This is a genomic window from Streptomyces sp. NBC_00029, from assembly GCF_045160505.1.
GTDB lineage: Bacteria > Actinomycetota > Actinomycetes > Streptomycetales > Streptomycetaceae > Streptomyces.
In genome coordinates this window covers 3,363,537-3,381,688 of sequence record NZ_CP108292.1, presented here as the reverse complement: position 1 = coordinate 3,381,688, position 18,152 = coordinate 3,363,537, and the positions used below count along the sequence as shown (strand labels likewise).

The 18,152-nt window shown below is 70.1% G+C and carries 14 protein-coding genes; 12 read left to right on the top strand and 2 right to left on the bottom strand.

Annotation, left to right across the window (positions count from 1 at the left end):
- The first annotated feature begins 93 nt into the window (after positions 1 to 93).
- On the top strand, positions 94 to 1,380 hold the full coding sequence (gene clpX, locus OG753_RS16055) for an ATP-dependent Clp protease ATP-binding subunit ClpX (protein ID WP_301371147.1): 1,287 nt from the start codon (positions 94 to 96) through the stop codon (positions 1,378 to 1,380).
- Positions 1,381 to 1,460: 80 nt separating this feature from the next.
- Here the strand turns inward: clpX and OG753_RS16050 are convergent, their stop codons facing one another.
- On the bottom strand, positions 1,461 to 2,402 hold the full coding sequence (locus tag OG753_RS16050; RefSeq protein ID WP_327262464.1) for a hypothetical protein: 942 nt from the start codon (positions 2,400 to 2,402) through the stop codon (positions 1,461 to 1,463).
- Between the two features lie 127 nt (positions 2,403 to 2,529).
- Between OG753_RS16050 and OG753_RS16045 the strand changes: the two genes are divergently transcribed.
- Positions 2,530 to 5,151 (top strand): valine--tRNA ligase, encoded by a 2,622-nt coding sequence (locus OG753_RS16045; RefSeq protein WP_327262463.1) that lies wholly within the window; start codon positions 2,530 to 2,532, stop codon positions 5,149 to 5,151.
- A 182-nt stretch (positions 5,152 to 5,333) separates the two neighbouring features.
- Positions 5,334 to 6,482 carry a sensor histidine kinase gene (locus tag OG753_RS16040; protein WP_405788878.1) on the top strand — a complete coding sequence of 383 codons (1,149 nt, stop codon included), beginning with the start codon at positions 5,334 to 5,336 and terminating at the stop codon, positions 6,480 to 6,482.
- 3 nt (positions 6,483 to 6,485) lie between these two features.
- On the opposite strand, the gene OG753_RS16035 is transcribed toward OG753_RS16040, so the two are convergent.
- The gene (locus OG753_RS16035) at positions 6,486 to 7,535 is read right to left on the bottom strand and encodes a rod shape-determining protein (protein WP_327262461.1); all 1,050 of its coding nucleotides are present in this window, start codon (positions 7,533 to 7,535) and stop codon (positions 6,486 to 6,488) included.
- A 116-nt stretch (positions 7,536 to 7,651) separates the two neighbouring features.
- On the opposite strand from OG753_RS16035, the gene OG753_RS16030 reads away from it, so the two are divergent.
- The 9 genes from OG753_RS16030 (at position 7,652) to OG753_RS15990 (ending at position 18,134) form a co-directional block, all read left to right on the top strand.
- On the top strand, positions 7,652 to 9,190 hold the full coding sequence (locus OG753_RS16030) for a bifunctional folylpolyglutamate synthase/dihydrofolate synthase (RefSeq protein WP_405788877.1): 1,539 nt from the start codon (positions 7,652 to 7,654) through the stop codon (positions 9,188 to 9,190).
- A 3-nt stretch (positions 9,191 to 9,193) separates the two neighbouring features.
- Positions 9,194 to 9,562, top strand: a complete 369-nt coding sequence (locus OG753_RS16025) for a DUF4233 domain-containing protein (RefSeq protein ID WP_327262460.1) — start codon at positions 9,194 to 9,196, stop codon at positions 9,560 to 9,562.
- Between the two features lie 64 nt (positions 9,563 to 9,626).
- Positions 9,627 to 10,037, top strand: coding sequence for a nucleoside-diphosphate kinase (ndk, locus tag OG753_RS16020; RefSeq protein WP_327262459.1), 411 nt, complete (start codon positions 9,627 to 9,629; stop codon positions 10,035 to 10,037).
- A gap of 296 nt (positions 10,038 to 10,333) precedes the next feature.
- Entirely contained in the window at positions 10,334 to 11,353 is a 1,020-nt protein-coding gene (locus OG753_RS16015) for a rod shape-determining protein (RefSeq protein WP_008738981.1), read from the top strand.
- 136 nt (positions 11,354 to 11,489) lie between these two features.
- Positions 11,490 to 12,437 (top strand): rod shape-determining protein MreC, encoded by a 948-nt coding sequence (gene mreC, locus OG753_RS16010; RefSeq protein WP_327262458.1) that lies wholly within the window; start codon positions 11,490 to 11,492, stop codon positions 12,435 to 12,437.
- Positions 12,438 to 12,450: 13 nt separating this feature from the next.
- Complete coding sequence (mreD, locus tag OG753_RS16005; protein WP_327262457.1) at positions 12,451 to 13,158, top strand: rod shape-determining protein MreD; 708 nt, start codon at positions 12,451 to 12,453, stop codon at positions 13,156 to 13,158.
- Positions 13,159 to 13,171: 13 nt separating this feature from the next.
- Positions 13,172 to 15,349: a penicillin-binding protein 2 gene (mrdA, locus tag OG753_RS16000; RefSeq protein WP_405788874.1), complete on the top strand. Its 2,178-nt coding sequence runs from the start codon at positions 13,172 to 13,174 to the stop codon at positions 15,347 to 15,349.
- Positions 15,350 to 15,364: 15 nt separating this feature from the next.
- On the top strand, positions 15,365 to 16,564 hold the full coding sequence (gene rodA, locus OG753_RS15995; protein WP_327262455.1) for a rod shape-determining protein RodA: 1,200 nt from the start codon (positions 15,365 to 15,367) through the stop codon (positions 16,562 to 16,564).
- Positions 16,565 to 16,613: 49 nt separating this feature from the next.
- Positions 16,614 to 18,134: a CHAD domain-containing protein gene (locus tag OG753_RS15990; RefSeq protein ID WP_405788872.1), complete on the top strand. Its 1,521-nt coding sequence runs from the start codon at positions 16,614 to 16,616 to the stop codon at positions 18,132 to 18,134.
- Positions 18,135 to 18,152: the final 18 nt, after the last annotated feature.

The window sequence follows — 18,152 nt, the reverse complement described above, 5'->3', positions numbered from 1 at the left end:
GGGCCCCGCTCGGGGCCCCCGGCAAGGTACCGTCGGATATGAGGCACCAGGAGCGCTGAACCAGGCGTCTCCCAGGCGAAGGGGAAGCACCTCGTGGCACGCATCGGTGACGGCGGCGATCTGCTCAAGTGCTCGTTCTGCGGAAAGAGCCAGAAGCAGGTGAAGAAGCTCATCGCAGGACCCGGTGTTTACATCTGCGACGAGTGCATCGACCTCTGCAACGAGATCATTGAAGAGGAGCTCGCGGAGACCTCCGAGGTCCGGTGGGAGGAACTCCCCAAGCCCCGTGAGATCTACGAGTTCCTGGAGAGCTACGTCGTCGGCCAGGAGCCGGCGAAGAAGGCGCTCTCGGTAGCGGTCTACAACCACTACAAGCGCGTTCAGGCCGGCGAGAACGGCGGCGCGCAGGGCCGGGACGACGCGATCGAGCTCGCGAAGTCCAACATCCTGCTGCTGGGCCCCACGGGCTCCGGCAAGACCCTGCTCGCGCAGACCCTCGCCCGCATGCTGAACGTGCCGTTCGCCATCGCCGACGCGACCGCGCTGACGGAGGCCGGGTACGTCGGTGAGGACGTCGAGAACATCCTGCTGAAGCTGATCCAGGCGGCCGACTACGACGTCAAGAAGGCCGAGACCGGGATCATCTACATCGACGAGATCGACAAGGTGGCCCGCAAGAGCGAGAACCCGTCGATCACGCGCGACGTGAGCGGCGAGGGCGTGCAGCAGGCCCTCCTGAAGATCCTGGAAGGCACGACCGCCTCCGTACCGCCGCAGGGCGGCCGGAAGCACCCGCACCAGGAGTTCATCCAGATCGACACGACGAACGTGCTCTTCATCGTGGGCGGCGCCTTCGCCGGCCTGGAGAAGATCATCGAGTCGCGTGCGGGCGCCAAGGGCATCGGCTTCGGGGCGACGATCCGCTCGAAGCGCGAGATCGAGGCCAGCGACCAGTTCCAGGAGGTCATGCCGGAGGACCTGGTGAAGTTCGGGATGATCCCCGAGTTCATCGGCCGCCTCCCCGTGCTGACCTCCGTGCACAACCTGGACCGCGAGGCCCTGCTCCAGATCCTGATCGAGCCGCGGAACGCGCTGGTGAAGCAGTACCAGCGGCTGTTCGAACTCGACGGTGTGGAGCTGGACTTCGAGCGCGAGGCGCTCGAGGCCATCGCGGACCAGGCGATCCTCCGCCAGACGGGCGCGCGCGGCCTGCGCGCCATCATGGAAGAGGTCCTGATGTCGGTGATGTACGAGGTCCCGTCCCGCAAGGACGTGGCCCGCGTGGTCATCACCTCGGACGTGGTCCGCTCCAACGTCAACCCGACGCTGGTCCCGCGGATCGTCCCGAAGGACCAGGGCCCGCACGAGAAGTCGGCGTAACCGCACGCGCGCAGTGCCGGGCAGTACGCAGAAGGGGCGCCCCCGACGGGGGCGCCCTTCTGCGTGTGCCGCGCGCTTCGTTACTTCTTGACGCGGGCGGTGTTGTAGAGCTTCGCGGTCAGTTCCGAGGCCTGCTCCAGGGTGTAGCCGGGCTTGCCCGCGAGCACGGAAGCCACATCGGTGGCGGTGACCATGGTCAGGGTGCTGTAGTCACCCCAGATGCAGATCGGGAGCGTGAACTCCTTGGGTCCCTTGGTCGCCGTGTCCTTCAGGGTGAACTTCGCGTCCTGGCACTTCATGACGGCGCCCTTGAAGCCGGCCGGCGTCATCGCCTTGGGGGTGCCGATCAGTTGGACCTCCTGCTTGCCCTCCTTGGCCGCGTTCAGCTTGGCCATGGTGAAGTAGCCGTCCACGGACTTCTCCGGGTCGGCGACCTCGCCGTAGACGCCCTGGAAGTTGAGGCCCTTGGCCGCCAGAGGGTTCTTCGGGTCGCCGCCCGTGTAGGTCATGCCCACCCGGGTCGGGTTCTTGACGCCCGCCGCCTCGGCTTCCTTCTTGTCCTCGTCGGTGAAGGGCTTGTCCTTGTACGACGGGTCCTTCTTGAAGTCGTCCACGGACTCCGGGGCCACCAGCTTGTAGCCCTTGGTGTCCGTGGAGACGCTGCCGCCCGCGCCGCCGCCCAGGAGGTACCAGCCGCCGCCCGCGATCACCGCGACGGCGACGACCGCGGCGATGATCACGCCGGCCTTGGACTTCTTCGGGGGCTCGCCGCCGTACGGGGCCTGCTGCTGCGGGTAGCCGTAGGCCGGGGGGGCCGGCGGCTGCTGCGGGTAGCCCTGCGGGGGGACACCCGGCTGCTGCGGGTAGCCGTAGCCCGGCTGCGGAGCGCCCGCGGGCTGGCCGTACGGGCCGGCCTGGGGGGCGGGCTGGCCGTACGGGCCGGGCGGCGGCGGGGGCTGCTGCCCGTACGGTCCCGGCTGCTGAGGCTGCTGCCCGTAGGGCCCTGGCTGGTTGTAGCTCATCCCGCGTCCCCCAATGAGGTTGCTTATCCGTTTCACACATCCTGACGGAAGGCAGGCGCGGGCAGGGCGCCGGGCCCCGGGAATACCGGTTTCATGACTGGACTGTTACCGCTCTAAACTGTGCCCCGTGACCGAGAACACGCAGACACCCAGCAGCCCCGACTCCGAACTGCCGACCACGTACGCGCCGGCCGAGGTAGAAGGGAAGCTCTACGAGCGCTGGGTAGAGCGCGGTTACTTCGAGGCGGACCCCAAGAGCGAGAAGCCTCCGTACGCGATCGTCATCCCGCCGCCCAACGTCACCGGCAGCCTGCACCTGGGCCACGCCTTCGAGCACACGCTGATCGACGCCCTCACCCGCCGCAAGCGCATGCAGGGCTACGAGACGCTGTGGCAGCCCGGCATGGACCACGCCGGCATCGCCACCCAGAACGTCGTCGAGCGCGAGCTCGCCAAGGAGGGCAAGTCCCGCCACGACCTCGGCCGGGAGGCCTTCGTCGAGCGCGTCTGGCAGTGGAAGGGCGAGTCCGGCGGTCAGATCTCCGGCCAGATGCGCCGCCTCGGCGACGGCGTCGACTGGTCCCGTGAGCGCTTCACCATGGACGAGGGCCTCTCCGAGGCCGTCCAGACCATCTTCAAGAAGCTCTACGACGACGAGCTGATCTACCGCGCCGAGCGCATCATCAACTGGTGCCCCCGCTGCCTGACCGCGATTTCCGACATCGAGGTCGAGTACCAGGACGACGAGGGCGAGCTCGTCTCGATCCGCTACGGCGAGGGCGACGCGTCCATCGTCGTCGCGACCACCCGTGCCGAGACGATGCTGGGTGACACGGCCGTCGCCGTCCACCCCGAGGACGAGCGCTACAAGCACCTCGTCGGCACCGAGATCGAGCTGCCGCTCACCGGCCGCCGCATCCCGGTCGTCGCGGACGAGCACGTCGACCCGGAGTTCGGCACCGGCGCCGTCAAGGTGACCCCGGCGCACGACCCGAACGACTTCGAGATCGGCCAGCGCCACAACCTGCCGAACCTCGCCGTCATGGACGAGCACGCCATCATCACCGTCCACGGCCCCTTCCAGGGCCTGGACCGGCTGGAGGCCCGCTCCGCCATCGTCGCCGCGCTGCGCGCCGAGGGCCGGATCGTCGCCGAGAAGCGCCCGTACACGCACTCCGTCGGCCACTGCTCGCGCTGCAAGACCACCATCGAGCCGCGCCTTTCGATGCAGTGGTGGGTCAAGGTCGGCCCGCTCGCCAAGGCCGCCGGTGACGCGGTCCGCAACGGCGAGGTCAAGATCCACCCGCAGGAGATGGAGAAGCGGTACTTCGACTGGGTCGACAACCTCCACGACTGGTGCATCTCGCGCCAGCTGTGGTGGGGCCACCGCATCCCGGTCTGGTACGGCCCGAACGGCGAGGTCGTCTGCGTCGGACCGGACGAGCAGCCGCCCACCGGCGAGGGCTGGACCCAGGACACCGACGTCCTGGACACCTGGTTCTCCTCGGGCCTGTGGCCCTTCTCCACGCTCGGCTGGCCGCAGCAGACCGACAGCCTGGCGAAGTTCTACCCGAATGCGGTCCTGGTCACCGGCTACGACATCCTCTTCTTCTGGGTCGCCCGGATGATGATGTTCGGCCTGTACGCGATGGACGGCACCCCGCCGTTCCACACCATCGCCCTGCACGGCATGGTCCGCGACGAGCGCGGCAAGAAGATGTCGAAGTCCTTCGGCAACGTGGTCAACCCGCTGGACTGGATGGACAAGTACGGTTCCGACGCGGTCCGCTTCACCCTGGCCCGCGGCGCCAACCCGGGTGTCGACGTCCCGATCGGCGAGGACTGGGTCCAGGCGTCCAGCAAGTTCGCCAACAAGATCTGGAACGCGACGCGTTTCGCGATGATGAACGGCGCCACCATCGAGGGCGAGCTGCCGCCCGTCGAGCGGCTGTCGGCCACCGACCGCTGGATCCTGTCCCGGCTGAACGAGACGGTCGCTCAGGTCGACGCCTTCTACGAGGACTACCAGTTCTCCAAGCTCAGCGAGGCGCTCTACCACTTCGCGTGGGACGAGGTCTTCGACTGGTACGTCGAGCTGTCGAAGACGACCTTCTTCGCGGGCGGCGAGCAGGCCAAGATCTCCGGCCGCGTCCTCGGCGAGGTCATCGACGTCATGCTGCGGCTGCTGCACCCGGTCGTCCCCTTCGTCACCGAGACCCTGTGGACCACGCTGACCGGCGGCGAGTCCCTCGTCATCGCGGACTGGCCCAAGGACAGCGGCTTCCGCGACAAGGCCGCCGAGGCGGAGATCGCTTCCGTCCAGTCGGTGATCACCGAGGTCCGCCGCTTCCGCAAGGAGCAGGGTCTGCAGGACGGCCAGAAGGTTCCGGCCCGTCTGGAGCTGGCCGCGACCGGGCTGGGCGCGCACGAGGCCGCCATCCGGCAGCTGCTGCGCCTCCAGCCGGAAGGTGACTCCTTCAGCGCCACCGCGACCCTCCCGGTCGCCGGCGGCACCGTCGCGCTCGACCTGTCGGGCACCATCGACGTGGCCGCCGAGCGCAAGCGCCTGACGAAGGACCTGGGCGCGGCCGAGAAGGAGAAGCAGCAGGCCGAGGCGAAGCTCGGGAACGAGGCGTTCATCGCCAAGGCGCCCGACAACGTCGTGGACAAGATCAAGGGCCGGCTCGCCAAGGCCGAGGCGGACATCGACCGGCTCCAGGCGCAGCTGGCGGGCCTGCCGGCCGCCTAGGTCCTGTACGCACGCACAGGAGAAGGCCCCCGCGCCGTCGGTCGACGCGGGGGTCTTCGCCGTATCCCTTCCCCCTGCGGGGTCCGGCATCACGTCGGGATCCTGTCCGAAGTGCCCTAAATCACTACTTTTTCCATCCTGGGTGATCCGAACCGACGCGCTGACCACGGATGATGGAGGGCATGCGCGTCAAGCCCGTCGTCACAGCCTTCGACCGGCTGGTGGCCTCCGGCCGTCGGCTCACCGAGAGCTGGGCCGGGTCGCCGCGGGCCATGGACGTGCTCACCGCGCTCGGCTGCCTCGGCCTGATGGCCCTCGACCTGCCGGGCCTCGCCGCCGCCGACAACTCGCTGAACGGACCCGCCGCGGCCGTCGTGCTCGCCCTGGGCTGCACGACCCTGCTCGTGCGCCGCCGACAGCCCTGGATCTCGTACCTGGCCGCCCTGCTCTTCATCGGGTGGCTGCACGAACTGACCCTGATCCAGTTCGCCCTCTACTCGGTCGGCCGCTACCGCGGGCGCCGGGCCGGGATCCTCGCCACGCTCGGGTACGTCGCCTTCGCGCTGATCATGTTCATCCTGCCCGGCTGGCCCGAGCCCCGGGTGCAGACCCTCAGCGGCTTCCTCAGCGTGGTCGTGCCCATCGGGGTGCTCGCCTCGGCGGTCGGCATCGCCGCCTACCGGCACGACCTGGTGGGGGAGCTGACCGCGCGGCGGGCCGAGTCCGCGGTGCTCCAGGCCGTCCAGCAGGAGCGCACCTCCGTGGCCCGCGACGTCCACGACTTCGTCGGGCGCGAGCTGACCCTGCTCACGGTCCGCTCCGAGGTGCTGTCGGTACGGGCGCGCGAGACGGCGCACGCGAAGGACTTCGAGGAGCTGGCCGACACCGCGCGCCGGGCCCACCTGGTGCTGAACGAGATCATCGTGCAGCGCGGGGAGCGGGCCCCGACCCCGGGCGTGGACGGACTGGCGGCTCTGGCCGAGGAGAGCGGGCGGGCCGGCTCGCCCGTCCGCCTCGCCATGGACCAGGACGTGCGCGGGTTGTCGCCGCTGCGGCAGGCCGCGGTCTACCGGGTGGTGCAGGAGTGCCTGACCAATGCCGCCAAGCACGCGCAGGGGGAGACCATCGACGTGTCGATCACGGCGGACGGCCCGCGGCTGCGGATCGCGGTCAGCAACGCGCTGCCGGCCCGCACCCCGGGCCGGGCCCCCGTCTCGGCGGGCTCGGGCACGGCGAGCATGTCCGAGCGTGTGCGCAGCCTGGGCGGGACCCTGGCGGCGACCCGCACCCGGGACACGTACGAGGTCGTCGCCACCCTCCCGCGCGGCTGAGACTCAGGCCCTCGCCGGGGCCGACAGGCCGTCCAGGGTGTCCAGGTCCTCCACGCACCGGCCGGAGCCCAGCGCCACGCAGTCCAGCGGGTCGTCCGCGACGAAGACCGGGATGCCGGTCGCCGAGGCCATCCGCAGGTCGAGGCCGGGGAGCAGCGCGCCGCCGCCGGTGAGCACGATGCCGTGCTCCATCACGTCGCCGGACAGCTCCGGCGGGCACTCCTCCAGCGTGGTGCGGACGGCGTTGATGATCGACTCGACCGGCTCGTCGAGCGCGGCCCGGACGTCCGGGGCGGTCAGCGAGAGGGTCCTGGGCATGCCGCCGGCCTTCTCGCGGCCGCGCACGGTGAAGGTGCGGGTCTCCAGCTCCGGCCGGTCCGGCACCGGCCAGGCCGAGCCGATGGCGACCTTGACGTCCTCGGCGGTGCGCTCGCCGATGAGGAGGCCGTGCTCCCTGCGTACGTGGTCCATGATCGCCGCGTCCAGCCGGTCGCCGCCGACGCGCAGCGACTGCGACGTGACGATGCCGCCCAGGGAGATGACGGCGACCTCGGCGGTGCCGCCGCCGATGTCCACGACCATGGAGCCGCGGGGTTCGGCCACGGGCAGTCCCGCGCCGATCGCCGCGGCCATCGGCTCCTCGATGAGGTGGACGGCCCTGGCCCCGGCGCGGGTGGACGCCCGGACGATGGCCCGCCGCTCGACCGGGGTGACGCCGGAGGGTACGCAGATCACCATCCGGGTGCGGGGCCGGCGCCCCGGGACCGCCTTGCGGACGAAGTGCCGGATCATCTCCTCGGCGGCCTCGTAGTCGCAGATCACTCCGCCCTTGAGGGGGCGGATCGCGGTGATCGAGCCGGGGGTGCGGCCGATGGTCTTCTTGGCGTCCGTGCCGACGGCCAGGGCGGTGGTGGTGCCCGTCCGGACGGCGACCACGGACGGCTCATTGAGGACGATCCCCTGCCCCCGTGCGTAGACGAGGGTGTTGGCGGTGCCCAGGTCCATCCCTATGTCGCGGCTGGATGCTGTCTTTTTGCTGCTGGCCTGCGGCATTTATTCCCCTATCTCCTGGCGCAAGGCTTGCATAACGATCCGGTCGCTCCGGCCGCCGGAAGTCCCGAAACGGCCGGGCCGAAAGTCCTCCGGGTCCCCGTCCGTAGACTGGCCCTGTGAGTGACCAGCAGCCCGAGAGCCACGACCGCGACGACAACGACGACCTCGCCGGTACCTTCGACGAGTTCGACCAGATCGTGGCGGAAGAGTCCGACCGCGACCCCGACCTGGCGGTGATCGAGGCCGGTAGCCGCACCCTGCGCGCCCAGGCCGGACCGCCCCAGGGCGACCCGGTACCCGCCCGGCCCGTCGACCCCGAGGTCGCCAAGGCGCTGCTGGAGGTGGAGCAGGAGCTCGCCACCCGCTGGGGCGAGACCAAGCTGGAGCCCTCGGTGTCGCGGATCGCGGCGCTGATGGACGTACTGGGCGAGCCGCAGCGCGCGTACCCGTCCATCCACGTCACCGGCACCAACGGCAAGACGAGTACGGCCCGCATGATCGAGTCCCTGCTGAACGCCTTCGAGCTGCGCACCGGGCGCTACACCAGCCCGCACGTGCAGTCGATCACCGAGCGGATCAGCCTCGACGGGGCGCCGATCACCGCCGAGCGCTTCGTCGAGACGTACCACGACATCAAGCCGTACGTGGAGATGGTCGACGCCGCCGAGGAGTACCGGCTGTCCTTCTTCGAGGTGCTCACCGGAATGGCCTATGCGGCCTTCGCGGACGCCCCGGTGGACGTGGCCGTGGTCGAGGTGGGCATGGGCGGCAGCTGGGACGCGACCAACGTCATCGACGGGTCCGTCGCGGTGGTCACCCCGATCAGCCTGGACCACACCGACCGGCTCGGCTCCACGCCCGGTGAGATCGCCGTGGAGAAGGGCGGCGTCATCAAGCAGGACGCGACCGTGATCCTGGCCCAGCAGCCGGTGGACGCGGCGCAGGTGCTGCTGAAGAAGGCCGTGGAGGTCGACGCGACGGTGGCCCGCGAGGGCATGGAGTTCGGCGTCGTCTCGCGCGAGGTCGCCGTCGGCGGCCAGCAGCTGACGCTGCGCGGTGTGGGCGGCGAGTACGACGGCATCTTCCTGCCGCTGTACGGCGCGCACATGGCGCACAACGCGGCGGTGGCGCTGGCCGCCGTCGAGGCCTTCTTCGGGGTCGGCGGCGAGCACGCCCGGGTCCTGGACCAGGACACCGTGCGCAAGGCCTTCGCCTCGGTGTCCTCGCCGGGCCGCATGGAGGTCGTGCGGCGCAGCCCCACGGTGGTCCTGGACGCGGCGCACAACCCGGCGGGCGCGGCGGCCACCGCGGAGGCGGTCACCGAGTCGTTCGGCTTCAGCCGGCTGATCGGTGTCGTGGCCGCGAGCGAGGGCAAGGACGTCCGCGGGGTGCTGGAGGCGTTCGAGCCGATCTTCGCGGAGGTGGTGCTGACGGAGAACTCCAGCCACCGGGCGATGGGCGCGGACGAGCTCGCGGCCGTCGCGGTCGAGGTCTTCGGCGCGGACAGGGTGCAGGTCGAGCCGCGGCTGGACGACGCCCTGGAGGCGGCGATCACCCTGGCGGAGGAAGAGGCCGAGTACGGAGGGGCCGGGGTCCTGGTGACCGGTTCCGTGATCACGGTGGGCGAGGCCCGCCTGCTGCTGAAGAGGGGCTGAGGGATGCGCACGCTGTGTGCGAGCACGCTGATCGGCGAGTTCTTCGTGATCGGCTTCGCGGGGCTGGTGGCGATGAAGGACCCCGACCTGACCCAGGCCGTGGTCTGGACGGTGTGCGGGGTCACCATGGCGCTGTCGGTGCTGCTGTGCGGGATGCTGTCGCGTCCCGGGGCGGTCCAGCTGGGCTGGGCGCTGCAGATCGGCCTGATCCTGAGCGGCTTCGTCGTGCCGACGATGTTCTTCCTCGGCGCGGTGTTCGCCGGACTGTGGTGGTGCTCCGTGCACTACGGCCGCAAGATCGACACGATCAAGGCGCGCTGGGCGGCCGCCCAGGAGGCGCAGGGGGCTCCCGGGGCGCCTGACGCTGCGTGACCGGCCCCCTGATCGGCCCTGTAGATTCGCCCTACCGCACCCGTTTGCCGCAAGGAGCCGCAACATGACCCAGCGCACCCTCGTCCTGCTCAAGCCCGACGCCGTCCGTCGTGGTCTGGTCGGCGAGATCATCGGCCGCATCGAGCGGAAGGCCGGCTGGACCATCCCCGCACTGGAGCTGCGTACGCTGGACCAGGAGACCCTGGAGACGCACTACGGCGAGCACAAGGGCAAGCCGTTCTACGAGCCGCTGATGGGCTTCATGTCGAGCGGTCCCGTCGTCGCGCTGGTCGTCGAAGGGGAACGCGTCATCGAGGGTGTCCGCCAGCTGGCCGGACCCACTGACCCGATCGCCGCGGCGCCCGGCTCCATCCGGGGTGATTTCGGTTCGATCACGCGTGAGAACCTGATCCACGCCTCGGACTCCCAGGAGTCCGCCGAGCGTGAGCTGAAGCTGTTCTTCCCGGCGCTCTGAGCACTCTTTCCTGACGCAACATCAGCCGAATAGCGCTCATGACCTGGGGCGACCGAAGTAATTTCGGTCGCCCTTCGGTATTTCCGGGCCGGAGCGGGAACGCCTGGGCAGGACACGTCGTCACCACTGAGGGGGCGGGTATCCATTCCGGCGGGATTGCCGGAGTCCCGTCGCGCGGTCTTCGTACTTGCGGCACTACGATGGGGCCTCCACCCACACACCCACCTCGCCGACCTGACAGCAGCCGCTATCAACTGGAAGGCCAGACGCTCCTCATGGGGAACAAGGGGAACAAAATGTCGTTCATCGGCCGTGACATGGCGATCGACCTCGGGACCGCCAACACGCTGGTGTACGTGAGGGGCCGGGGGATCGTCCTGAACGAGCCGTCCGTGGTCGCCATCAACACGAACACCGGTGGCATCCTGGCGGTCGGCTCGGAGGCGAAGAAGATGATCGGGCGCACGCCCGGCAACATCGTCGCCGTACGGCCCCTCAAGGACGGCGTGATCGCCGACTTCGAGATCACCGAGCGCATGCTCCGGTACTTCATCCTCAAGATCCACAAGCGCCGCTACCTGGCGCGCCCGCGCGTGGTGGTCTGCGTTCCCTCCGGCATCACCGGAGTCGAGCGACGCGCGGTCATCGAGGCGTCCACGCAGGCCGGCGCCCGCCAGGTGCACATCATCGAAGAGCCCATGGCCGCCGCCATCGGCTCGGGCCTGCCCGTCCACGAGGCCACCGGCAACATGGTCGTGGACATCGGCGGCGGCACCACCGAGGTCGCCGTCATCTCCCTCGGCGGAATCGTCACGGCACAGTCCATCCGGGTGGCCGGCGACGAGCTCGACAACGCGATCATCCAGCACATCAAGAAGGAGTACTCGCTCCTGCTCGGTGAGCGCACGGCCGAGCAGATCAAGATCACCATCGGTTCGGCGTACGACCTCGACAAGGACGAGCACACCGAGATCCGCGGTCGCGACCTGGTCTCCGGTCTGCCCAAGACGGTCGTCATCTCGGCCGCCGAGGTGCGCAAGGCCATCGAGGAGCCGGTCAACGCCATCGTGGACGCGGTCAAGACCACGCTCGACAAGTGCCCGCCGGAGCTCTCCGGCGACATCATGGACCGCGGCATCGTCCTGACCGGCGGCGGCGCCCTGCTCCGCGGCCTCGACGAGCGGCTGCGCCGGGAGACCGGCATGCCGATCCACATCGCGGAGGATCCGCTCGACTCGGTCGCGCTCGGCTCCGGCAAGTGCGTCGAGGAGTTCGAGGCCCTCCAGCAGGTCCTGGACGCCCAGCCCCGACGCTGACAGATGCCCCTCCCCGCCGGGGGAGGGGCCATGCGGAACACAAGGATCCGCCGTACGGGTGCTACCGGGCCCGTGCGGCGGATCGTTGATATACAGGCAAAAGAGAATTCCGACGAGGAAGGCACGGCCGCCGCACGTGAGGGACACACGAGAAAGCCGGCTGCTCCTGGTGCTTCTGATCGCCATCGCGTTCGCATTGATCACGGTGGACATCAGGGCAGGCGAGGAGTCGCCGGTCGACGGTGCCCGACAGGCCGCCGCAGCGGTCTTCGGCCCGGTCGAGGAAGGTGTGGCGACCGCGGTCGATCCGGTCGCCAACGCCATAGGGGCGGTACGGGACTCCGGCGAGCGCCACAACCGCATCGCCACCCTGGAGCGCGAGAACGCGGCGCTGAAGGCCAAGATGGGCAGTGAGGACCAGACCCGCAGCCGCATCCACGAGCTCGACCAGATGCTCAAGCGGGCAGGCGCCGGACAGTACGGCATCAAGGGCGCCGAGGTCATCGCGATAGGAGCGGCCCAGGGCTTCTCCTGGACCGTCACCATCGACGCCGGCAGCAAGGACGGCATCGAACGCGACATGACCGTCCTCAACGGGGACGGACTCGTCGGCCGGGTCAGCACCGTCGGCCCCGACACCGCCACCGTCGTCCTCGCCAACGACCCCGACTTCACCGTCGGCACCCGTCTGGAGAAGACCGGGGAACTGGGCTTCGCCACCGGCCAGGGCGACCGCGCCCTGTCCGTCCAGATGCTCAACGGCAAGGCCAAGGTCAGCCCCGGCGACCGGCTCGTCACCTTCGGCTCACGCGGCAACAAGCCCTTCGTGCCCGGCGTGCCGATCGGCGAGGTGGTCAAGGTCGACCCCTCGCGCGGCGACCTGACCCGCACCGTATGGGTGCGTCCGTTCGTCGGCTTCTCGCGCCTGGACATCGTCGGCGTCGTCGTGATGCCGCCGCGCGAGGACCCCCGCGACGCGGTCCTGCCGCCCAAGCCCGAGGCTCCCAAGCCCACCCCGACGGTCACCGTCACGGTCACCCCGTCCGGGTCCGCCAGTGTGCCCGCCAAGCCGGCCGACGACTAGGAGCAGACCCCGCATGCGCTTCAACCGGATCCTGCTCTCGGCGACCCTGATCGTGGTCGCCCTCGTCGTCCAGGTCACCGTCCTGGGCCGGCTCCAACTGCCCGGGGCCGTCCCCGACCTGCTGCTCCTCACCGTCGTCTCGCTCGCACTCGTGTACGGGCACGTCAGCGGGGCGCTCATCGGCTTCGCCGCCGGTCTCCTCGCCGACCTGGCCCCGCCCGCCGACCACGCCGCAGGGCGGTACGCGCTCGTCCTGTGCGTCATCGGCTACGCCGTGGGCCTGGTCCGCCCCGACGGCGGCCGGTTCCGTTCCGCCTGGGGCCCGATGCTCGCCGTCGTGGCCGCCGCGATCGGCTCCACCCTGCTCTACGCGGGAGTGGGCGCCCTCGTCGGCGACACCGCCGCCCGCCACGTGGGCCTGACCGGGCTGCTCTTCACCGCGACCCTCTACGACCTGCTGCTCGCGCCGTTCACCGTGCCGTTCATCATGGCCCTCGCCCGGCGCGCCGAGAACGACCCGATGGCCGTCGAAGCCGGCGGCGGCCCCGCCAACAAGGCCGCCGACGTCTCGGCCGGCTGGCTGGCCGGCGGCACGGGCCTGCGCATCGGCAGCCAGCGCGGCGGCCTGCGTCTGAAGACCGCGCGCTCGCGGGCCAACAAAGCCGTCCGTATAAAGGGGGTCAAGCCGGTCAAGGGTGTGAAGAGCGTCAAAAAGCTGTGAGGGAGGAGCAGTCGTGACCAACGTTCCGGAGACCGGCCGCACCTCCCGGGTGCAGATCAGGCTCGTCATGATCCAGGTCCTCGTCTTCTCGATGCTGCTCACCCTCGGCGGCCGGCTCTGGCTCCTCCAGATCCGCGAAGGCGCGGAGTACTACCACGAGGCGAAGAGCAACCACGTCCAGCGGGTGGTCCAGCCCGCCGTGCGCGGCTCGATCCTCGACGCCCGCGGCGTCCCCCTCGCAGACAACGAGACCCGTCTGGTCGTCTCCGCCAGCCGCACCAAGCTGATGAAGATGAAGGACAGGGGCAAGGGCGTCATGACCCGCCTCGCCGGCGTCCTGGACATGAGCCCCAAGGAGGTCATGGAGAAGGTCCGGCTCTGCGACTCCCAGACCCCCGCACCCTGCTGGAACGGTTCCCCCTACCAGCCGATCCCGGTCACCCTCGAAGCGACCACGCAGCAGGCGCTGCAGCTGCGCGAACGCCCCGAGGACTTCCCCGGCATCACCGCGGAGGTCACCGCCGTGCGCCGCTACCCGGCCCCGGGCGGGGCCCGTACCGCGCAGGTGCTCGGCTACCTCTCGCCGGTCACCGACGAGGAGATCCAGAAGGCGAAGGACGGCGACTCACCGCACCTGCGCTCCGACCAGGTCGGCCGCTCCGGCATCGAACGCACCTACGACCGGCAGCTGCGGGGCAAGGCGGAAGTCACCTCCTACGAGGTCGACAACCTCGGCCGCGTCATGGGCCAGACCAAGTCCGACCCGGGCATCGCCGGGGCCACCCTGATCACCAGCATCGACGCCCGGGTCCAGTCCGTCGCCGAGTACGAGCTCCAGCAGGCGATGAAGGTCGTCCGCAACGAGACCGACAACATCACCGGCCGCAAGTACGAGGCCGACTCGGGCGCCGTCGTCGTGATGGAGGCCAGGACCGGCCGCATCGTCGCGATGGCCTCGCAGCCCGACTACGACCCCAACACCTGGGTCGGCGGCATTGCGGCCAAGGACTACGCCCGGCTCACCAGCAAGAGCTCCAACTACCCGCTGCTCAACCGGGCCATCCAGGGCCAGGCACCCGCAGGCTCCATCTTCAAGGTGGTGTCGGCGAGCGCGGCCGTCCGGGCCGGCTACGCCTTCGACAGCAAGTACAACTGCAGCAGCTCCTACAGCCTCGGCGGCCGCAGCTTCGCGAACTTCGAGTCCAAGGGGCACGGCCCCATCACCCTCGGCGACGCCCTCAAGTTCTCGTGCAACACCGTCTTCTACGCCCTCGGGCACAAGGAGTGGCAGCGCGACGGCGGCCTCAGCCCCAAGAAGGGCGCGCACGACTGGTTCTACCGGACCGCACGCGAGTTCGGGCTGGGCTCCGAGACCGGGGTGGACCTGCCGAACGAGGTCACCGGCCGGATCCCCGACCGCCAGTGGAAGCAGAGCTTCTGGAAGGCCAACAAGGCCGGTTGGTGCAAGCAGGGCAAGCGGGGCGGCACCTACGTCCAGCAGATCGCCTACGAAAGCTGCCTCGAGGGCAACCAGCTGAAGGCCTACGACAGCATCAACTTCGCCATCGGCCAGGGCGACGTCCTCGTCACCCCCATCCAGATGGCCACCGCCTACTCCGCCATCAGCAACGGCGGCACCCTCTTCAACCCCACCGTGGGCAAGGCCGTGATCAGCCCCGACGGCAAGCACATCGAGATGATCAAGCCCCAGTCCCACGGCAGGCTGCCCATCGACGCCAAGACCGTCAGCGACCTCGACAAGGGCCTGCGCTCGGTCGTCGAACCCGGCGGCACCGCCGCCTGGCGGTTCGGCGGCTGGCCGATGGACAAGATCCCCATGCACGCCAAGACCGGCACCGCACAGGTCTACGGCAAGCAGACCACGTCCTGGCTGGCGACCTACACCAAGGACTTCACGATCGTCATGACGATCTCCCAGGGCGGCACCGGCTCGGGAGCCTCCGGCCCCGCCGTCCGCAATCTCTACAACGCCATCTACGGTCTCGACATGGAGGGCAACCCGGACCCGAAGAGGGCCCTGCTGCCGCAGCCCGAGGCCAAGCTGCCCAAGATCCAGCCCGACGGCTCCATCGAATCCCCCGAGATCCGGCCGTACGTGCCGCCGTCCCCGGAAGCGCCGGCGCCGCCCGTGCTCGCCGGGCCGCCCGCCCTGCCCCCCGTACGGGACTGAGGACCGAAAACCGACATGCAGACCGCCAACAAGTTCTCCGTCTCCCGGTACGCGCCCGAGCGCGGGGCGATGGCCAAGCTCACCGCCCGCGACTCGGTGGTGCGCCGGCTCGACTGGCCGATACTCCTCTCCGCACTGGCCCTCTCCTTCATCGGCGCCCTGCTGGTGTGGTCGGCGACCCGCAACAGGACGCAGCTGAACCAGGGGGACCCGTACTACTTCCTGGCCCGCCACGCCCTGAACACCGGCATCGGCCTCGTGCTGATGATCGGCACGATCTGGCTCGGCCACCGCACCCTGCGCGGCGCCGTACCGATCCTCTACGGGCTCTCCCTCGTGCTGATCCTCGCCGTGCTCACACCGCTCGGCGCGACCATCAACGGCGCCCACGCCTGGATCGTCATCGGCGGCGGATTCTCCCTCCAGCCCTCCGAGTTCGTGAAGATCACGATCATCCTGGTGATGGCGATGCTGCTCGCCACCCGGGTGGACGCGGGCGATCTCGCCCATCCGGACCACCGCACCGTCGTCAAGGCGCTCTGCCTGGCCGCCGCCCCGATGGGCATCGTCATGCTGATGCCCGACCTCGGCTCCGTGATGGTCATGATCGTCATCGTGCTCGGCGTGCTGCTGGCCTCCGGCGCCTCCAACCGCTGGGTGCTGGGCCTGCTCGGCGCGGGCGCGGGCGGTGCCGTCCTGATATGGCAGCTGGGCGTCCTCGACGAGTACCAGATCAACCGCTTCGCGGCCTTCGCCAACCCCGAGCTCGACCCGGCGGGCGTCGGCTACAACACCAACCAGGCGCGCATCGCGATCGGCTCCGGCGGACTGACCGGATCCGGACTCTTCAAGGGCTCGCAGACCACCGGCCAGTTCGTGCCCGAGCAGCAGACCGACTTCGTCTTCACGGTGGCGGGGGAGGAGCTGGGCTTCGTCGGGGCCGGGCTGATCCTGCTGCTGCTCGGCATCATCCTGTGGCGCTCCTGCGTGATCGCCCGGGAGACCACCGAGCTGTACGGGACCATCGTGTGCGCCGGGATCATCGCCTGGTTCGCCTTCCAGTCCTTCGAGAACATCGGCATGACCCTCGGGATCATGCCCGTCGCCGGGCTTCCGCTGCCGTTCGTCTCGTACGGAGGTTCGTCGATGTTCGCGGTCTGGGTGGCCATCGGGCTACTGCAGTCGATCAAGGTGCAGCGACCATTGTCGGCCTGATGCCCCGTTCACCCTGCCGTCGTGTTCCGTTCAGGACTAAGTTCGGTCTATGGCGGACACGAAGCGCGAGATCGAGCGGAAATTCGAGTTCACTAAGGCCTCTGCAGCCAGGCGCGGGGTACCGGACCTGACGGGCACGGCCGCGATCGCGGCCGTCTGTGACCAGGGCACCGTCGACCTCGACGCCGTCTACTACGACACCCCCGACCAGCGGCTCGCCGCCGACGGCCTCACCCTGAGGCGCAGAACCGGCGGCGCGGACGAGGGCTGGCACCTCAAACTGCCCGTCTCCCCCGGCGTGCGCGACGAGGTCGGGGCCGCGCTCAGCGACACGGTCCCGCCCTCCCTCGCCGCCCTCGTCCGCTCCCGCGTCCGCCACGCCGGGCTCCAGCCACAGGTCAGGCTGGTCTCCTCGCGCCGCCTCAGCCACCTGCTCGACGCGGGCGGCGCCCTGCTCGCCGAACTGAGCACCGACGAGGTCCTCGCCGAGCGCGGCGACACCACCGCCGCCTGGACCGAGGTCGAGGTCGAACTCGCCGACGGGGTCGATCCCGCCCTGCTCGACTCCGTGGAGAAGGCCTTCCGCAAAGCCGGGCTCCGCGTCTCCGAAGCCCCCTCCAAGCTCGCCCGGGCCCTCTCCGAAACCGACGCCGAACCCCCGGCCCGGCCCGAGGGCGGCGGCCCCGAGGGCACCACGGGCGCGCACGTCCTCACGTACCTGCGGGAACAGCGCGACGCCCTGATCGCCCAGGACCCGGCCGTGCGACGGTCCCTGCCCGACTCCGTCCACCAGATGAGGGTCGCCAGCCGCCGGCTGCGCAGCGCCTTCAAGACCTACCGCAAGGTGCTCGACCAGGAGGTCACCGACCCGATCGGCGAGGAACTGCGCTGGCTGGCCGCGGAGCTGGGGGTCGACCGCGACCAGGAGGTGCTGCTGGAACGCATCCAGGCCCACCTCGGCGAGCTGCCGCGCCCCCTGGTGATCGGCCCCGTACGCAGCAGGCTGCGCGTGTGGAACACCACCCGCCGCTCCGGATCGCGCCGCCGGGCCCTCGCCGCGCTCGACAGCCCGCGCTACCTCGCCCTGCTGGACTCCCTCGACGCCCTGCTGGAGGAGCCGCCGCTGCGCAAGCGCGCGGCCCGGCCCCCGGAGGCGGTCCTGCCGAAGGCGGTGCTGCGCGACTACTCCCGTCTCGCAGACCGGGTCGACAGCGCGCTCTCCCTCACGGAGGGGGAGGAGCGCGATGTCGCTCTGCACAACGCGCGCAAGGCGGCCAAGCGCGTCCGGTACGCGGCCGAGTCGGCCGAGCCCGTCCTGGGCAGGCCGGCGAAACACCTGGCCAAGGCCGCCAAGAAGGTCCAGACCCTGCTCGGCGACCACCAGGACAGCGTGGTGGCCCGCGAGGCACTGCGCGGCCTCGGGGTCCAGGCGACGGGCGCGGGAGAGTCCGCCTTCACCTGGGGCGTGCTCCACGGCCGCGAGGAAGCCCTGGCCGAGCGGCGCGAGCGGGAGCTTCCGGCCATCTGGGCGAAGGCCTCCGACCCGGCGCTGCGGTCCGGACTTGGATGATCATGTGGGTGGGGGCGG

What these genes read in the sequence shown, in the direction of transcription:
- OG753_RS16025 (WP_327262460.1), top strand. Translation starts at nt 9,194, where the DNA reads ATGCGCACGCTGTGTGCGAGCACGCTGATCGGCGAGTTCTTCGTGATC.
- ndk (WP_327262459.1), top strand. Translation starts at nt 9,627, where the DNA reads ATGACCCAGCGCACCCTCGTCCTGCTCAAGCCCGACGCCGTCCGTCGT.
- OG753_RS15990 (WP_405788872.1), top strand. Translation starts at nt 16,614, where the DNA reads ATGGCGGACACGAAGCGCGAGATCGAGCGGAAATTCGAGTTCACTAAG.
- OG753_RS16050 (WP_327262464.1), bottom strand. Translation starts at nt 2,402, where the DNA reads ATGAGCTACAACCAGCCAGGGCCCTACGGGCAGCAGCCTCAGCAGCCG.
- OG753_RS16040 (WP_405788878.1), top strand. Translation starts at nt 5,334, where the DNA reads ATGCGCGTCAAGCCCGTCGTCACAGCCTTCGACCGGCTGGTGGCCTCC.
- OG753_RS16015 (WP_008738981.1), top strand. Translation starts at nt 10,334, where the DNA reads ATGTCGTTCATCGGCCGTGACATGGCGATCGACCTCGGGACCGCCAAC.
- rodA (WP_327262455.1), top strand. Translation starts at nt 15,365, where the DNA reads ATGCAGACCGCCAACAAGTTCTCCGTCTCCCGGTACGCGCCCGAGCGC.
- OG753_RS16035 (WP_327262461.1), bottom strand. Translation starts at nt 7,535, where the DNA reads ATGCCGCAGGCCAGCAGCAAAAAGACAGCATCCAGCCGCGACATAGGG.
- mreD (WP_327262457.1), top strand. Translation starts at nt 12,451, where the DNA reads ATGCGCTTCAACCGGATCCTGCTCTCGGCGACCCTGATCGTGGTCGCC.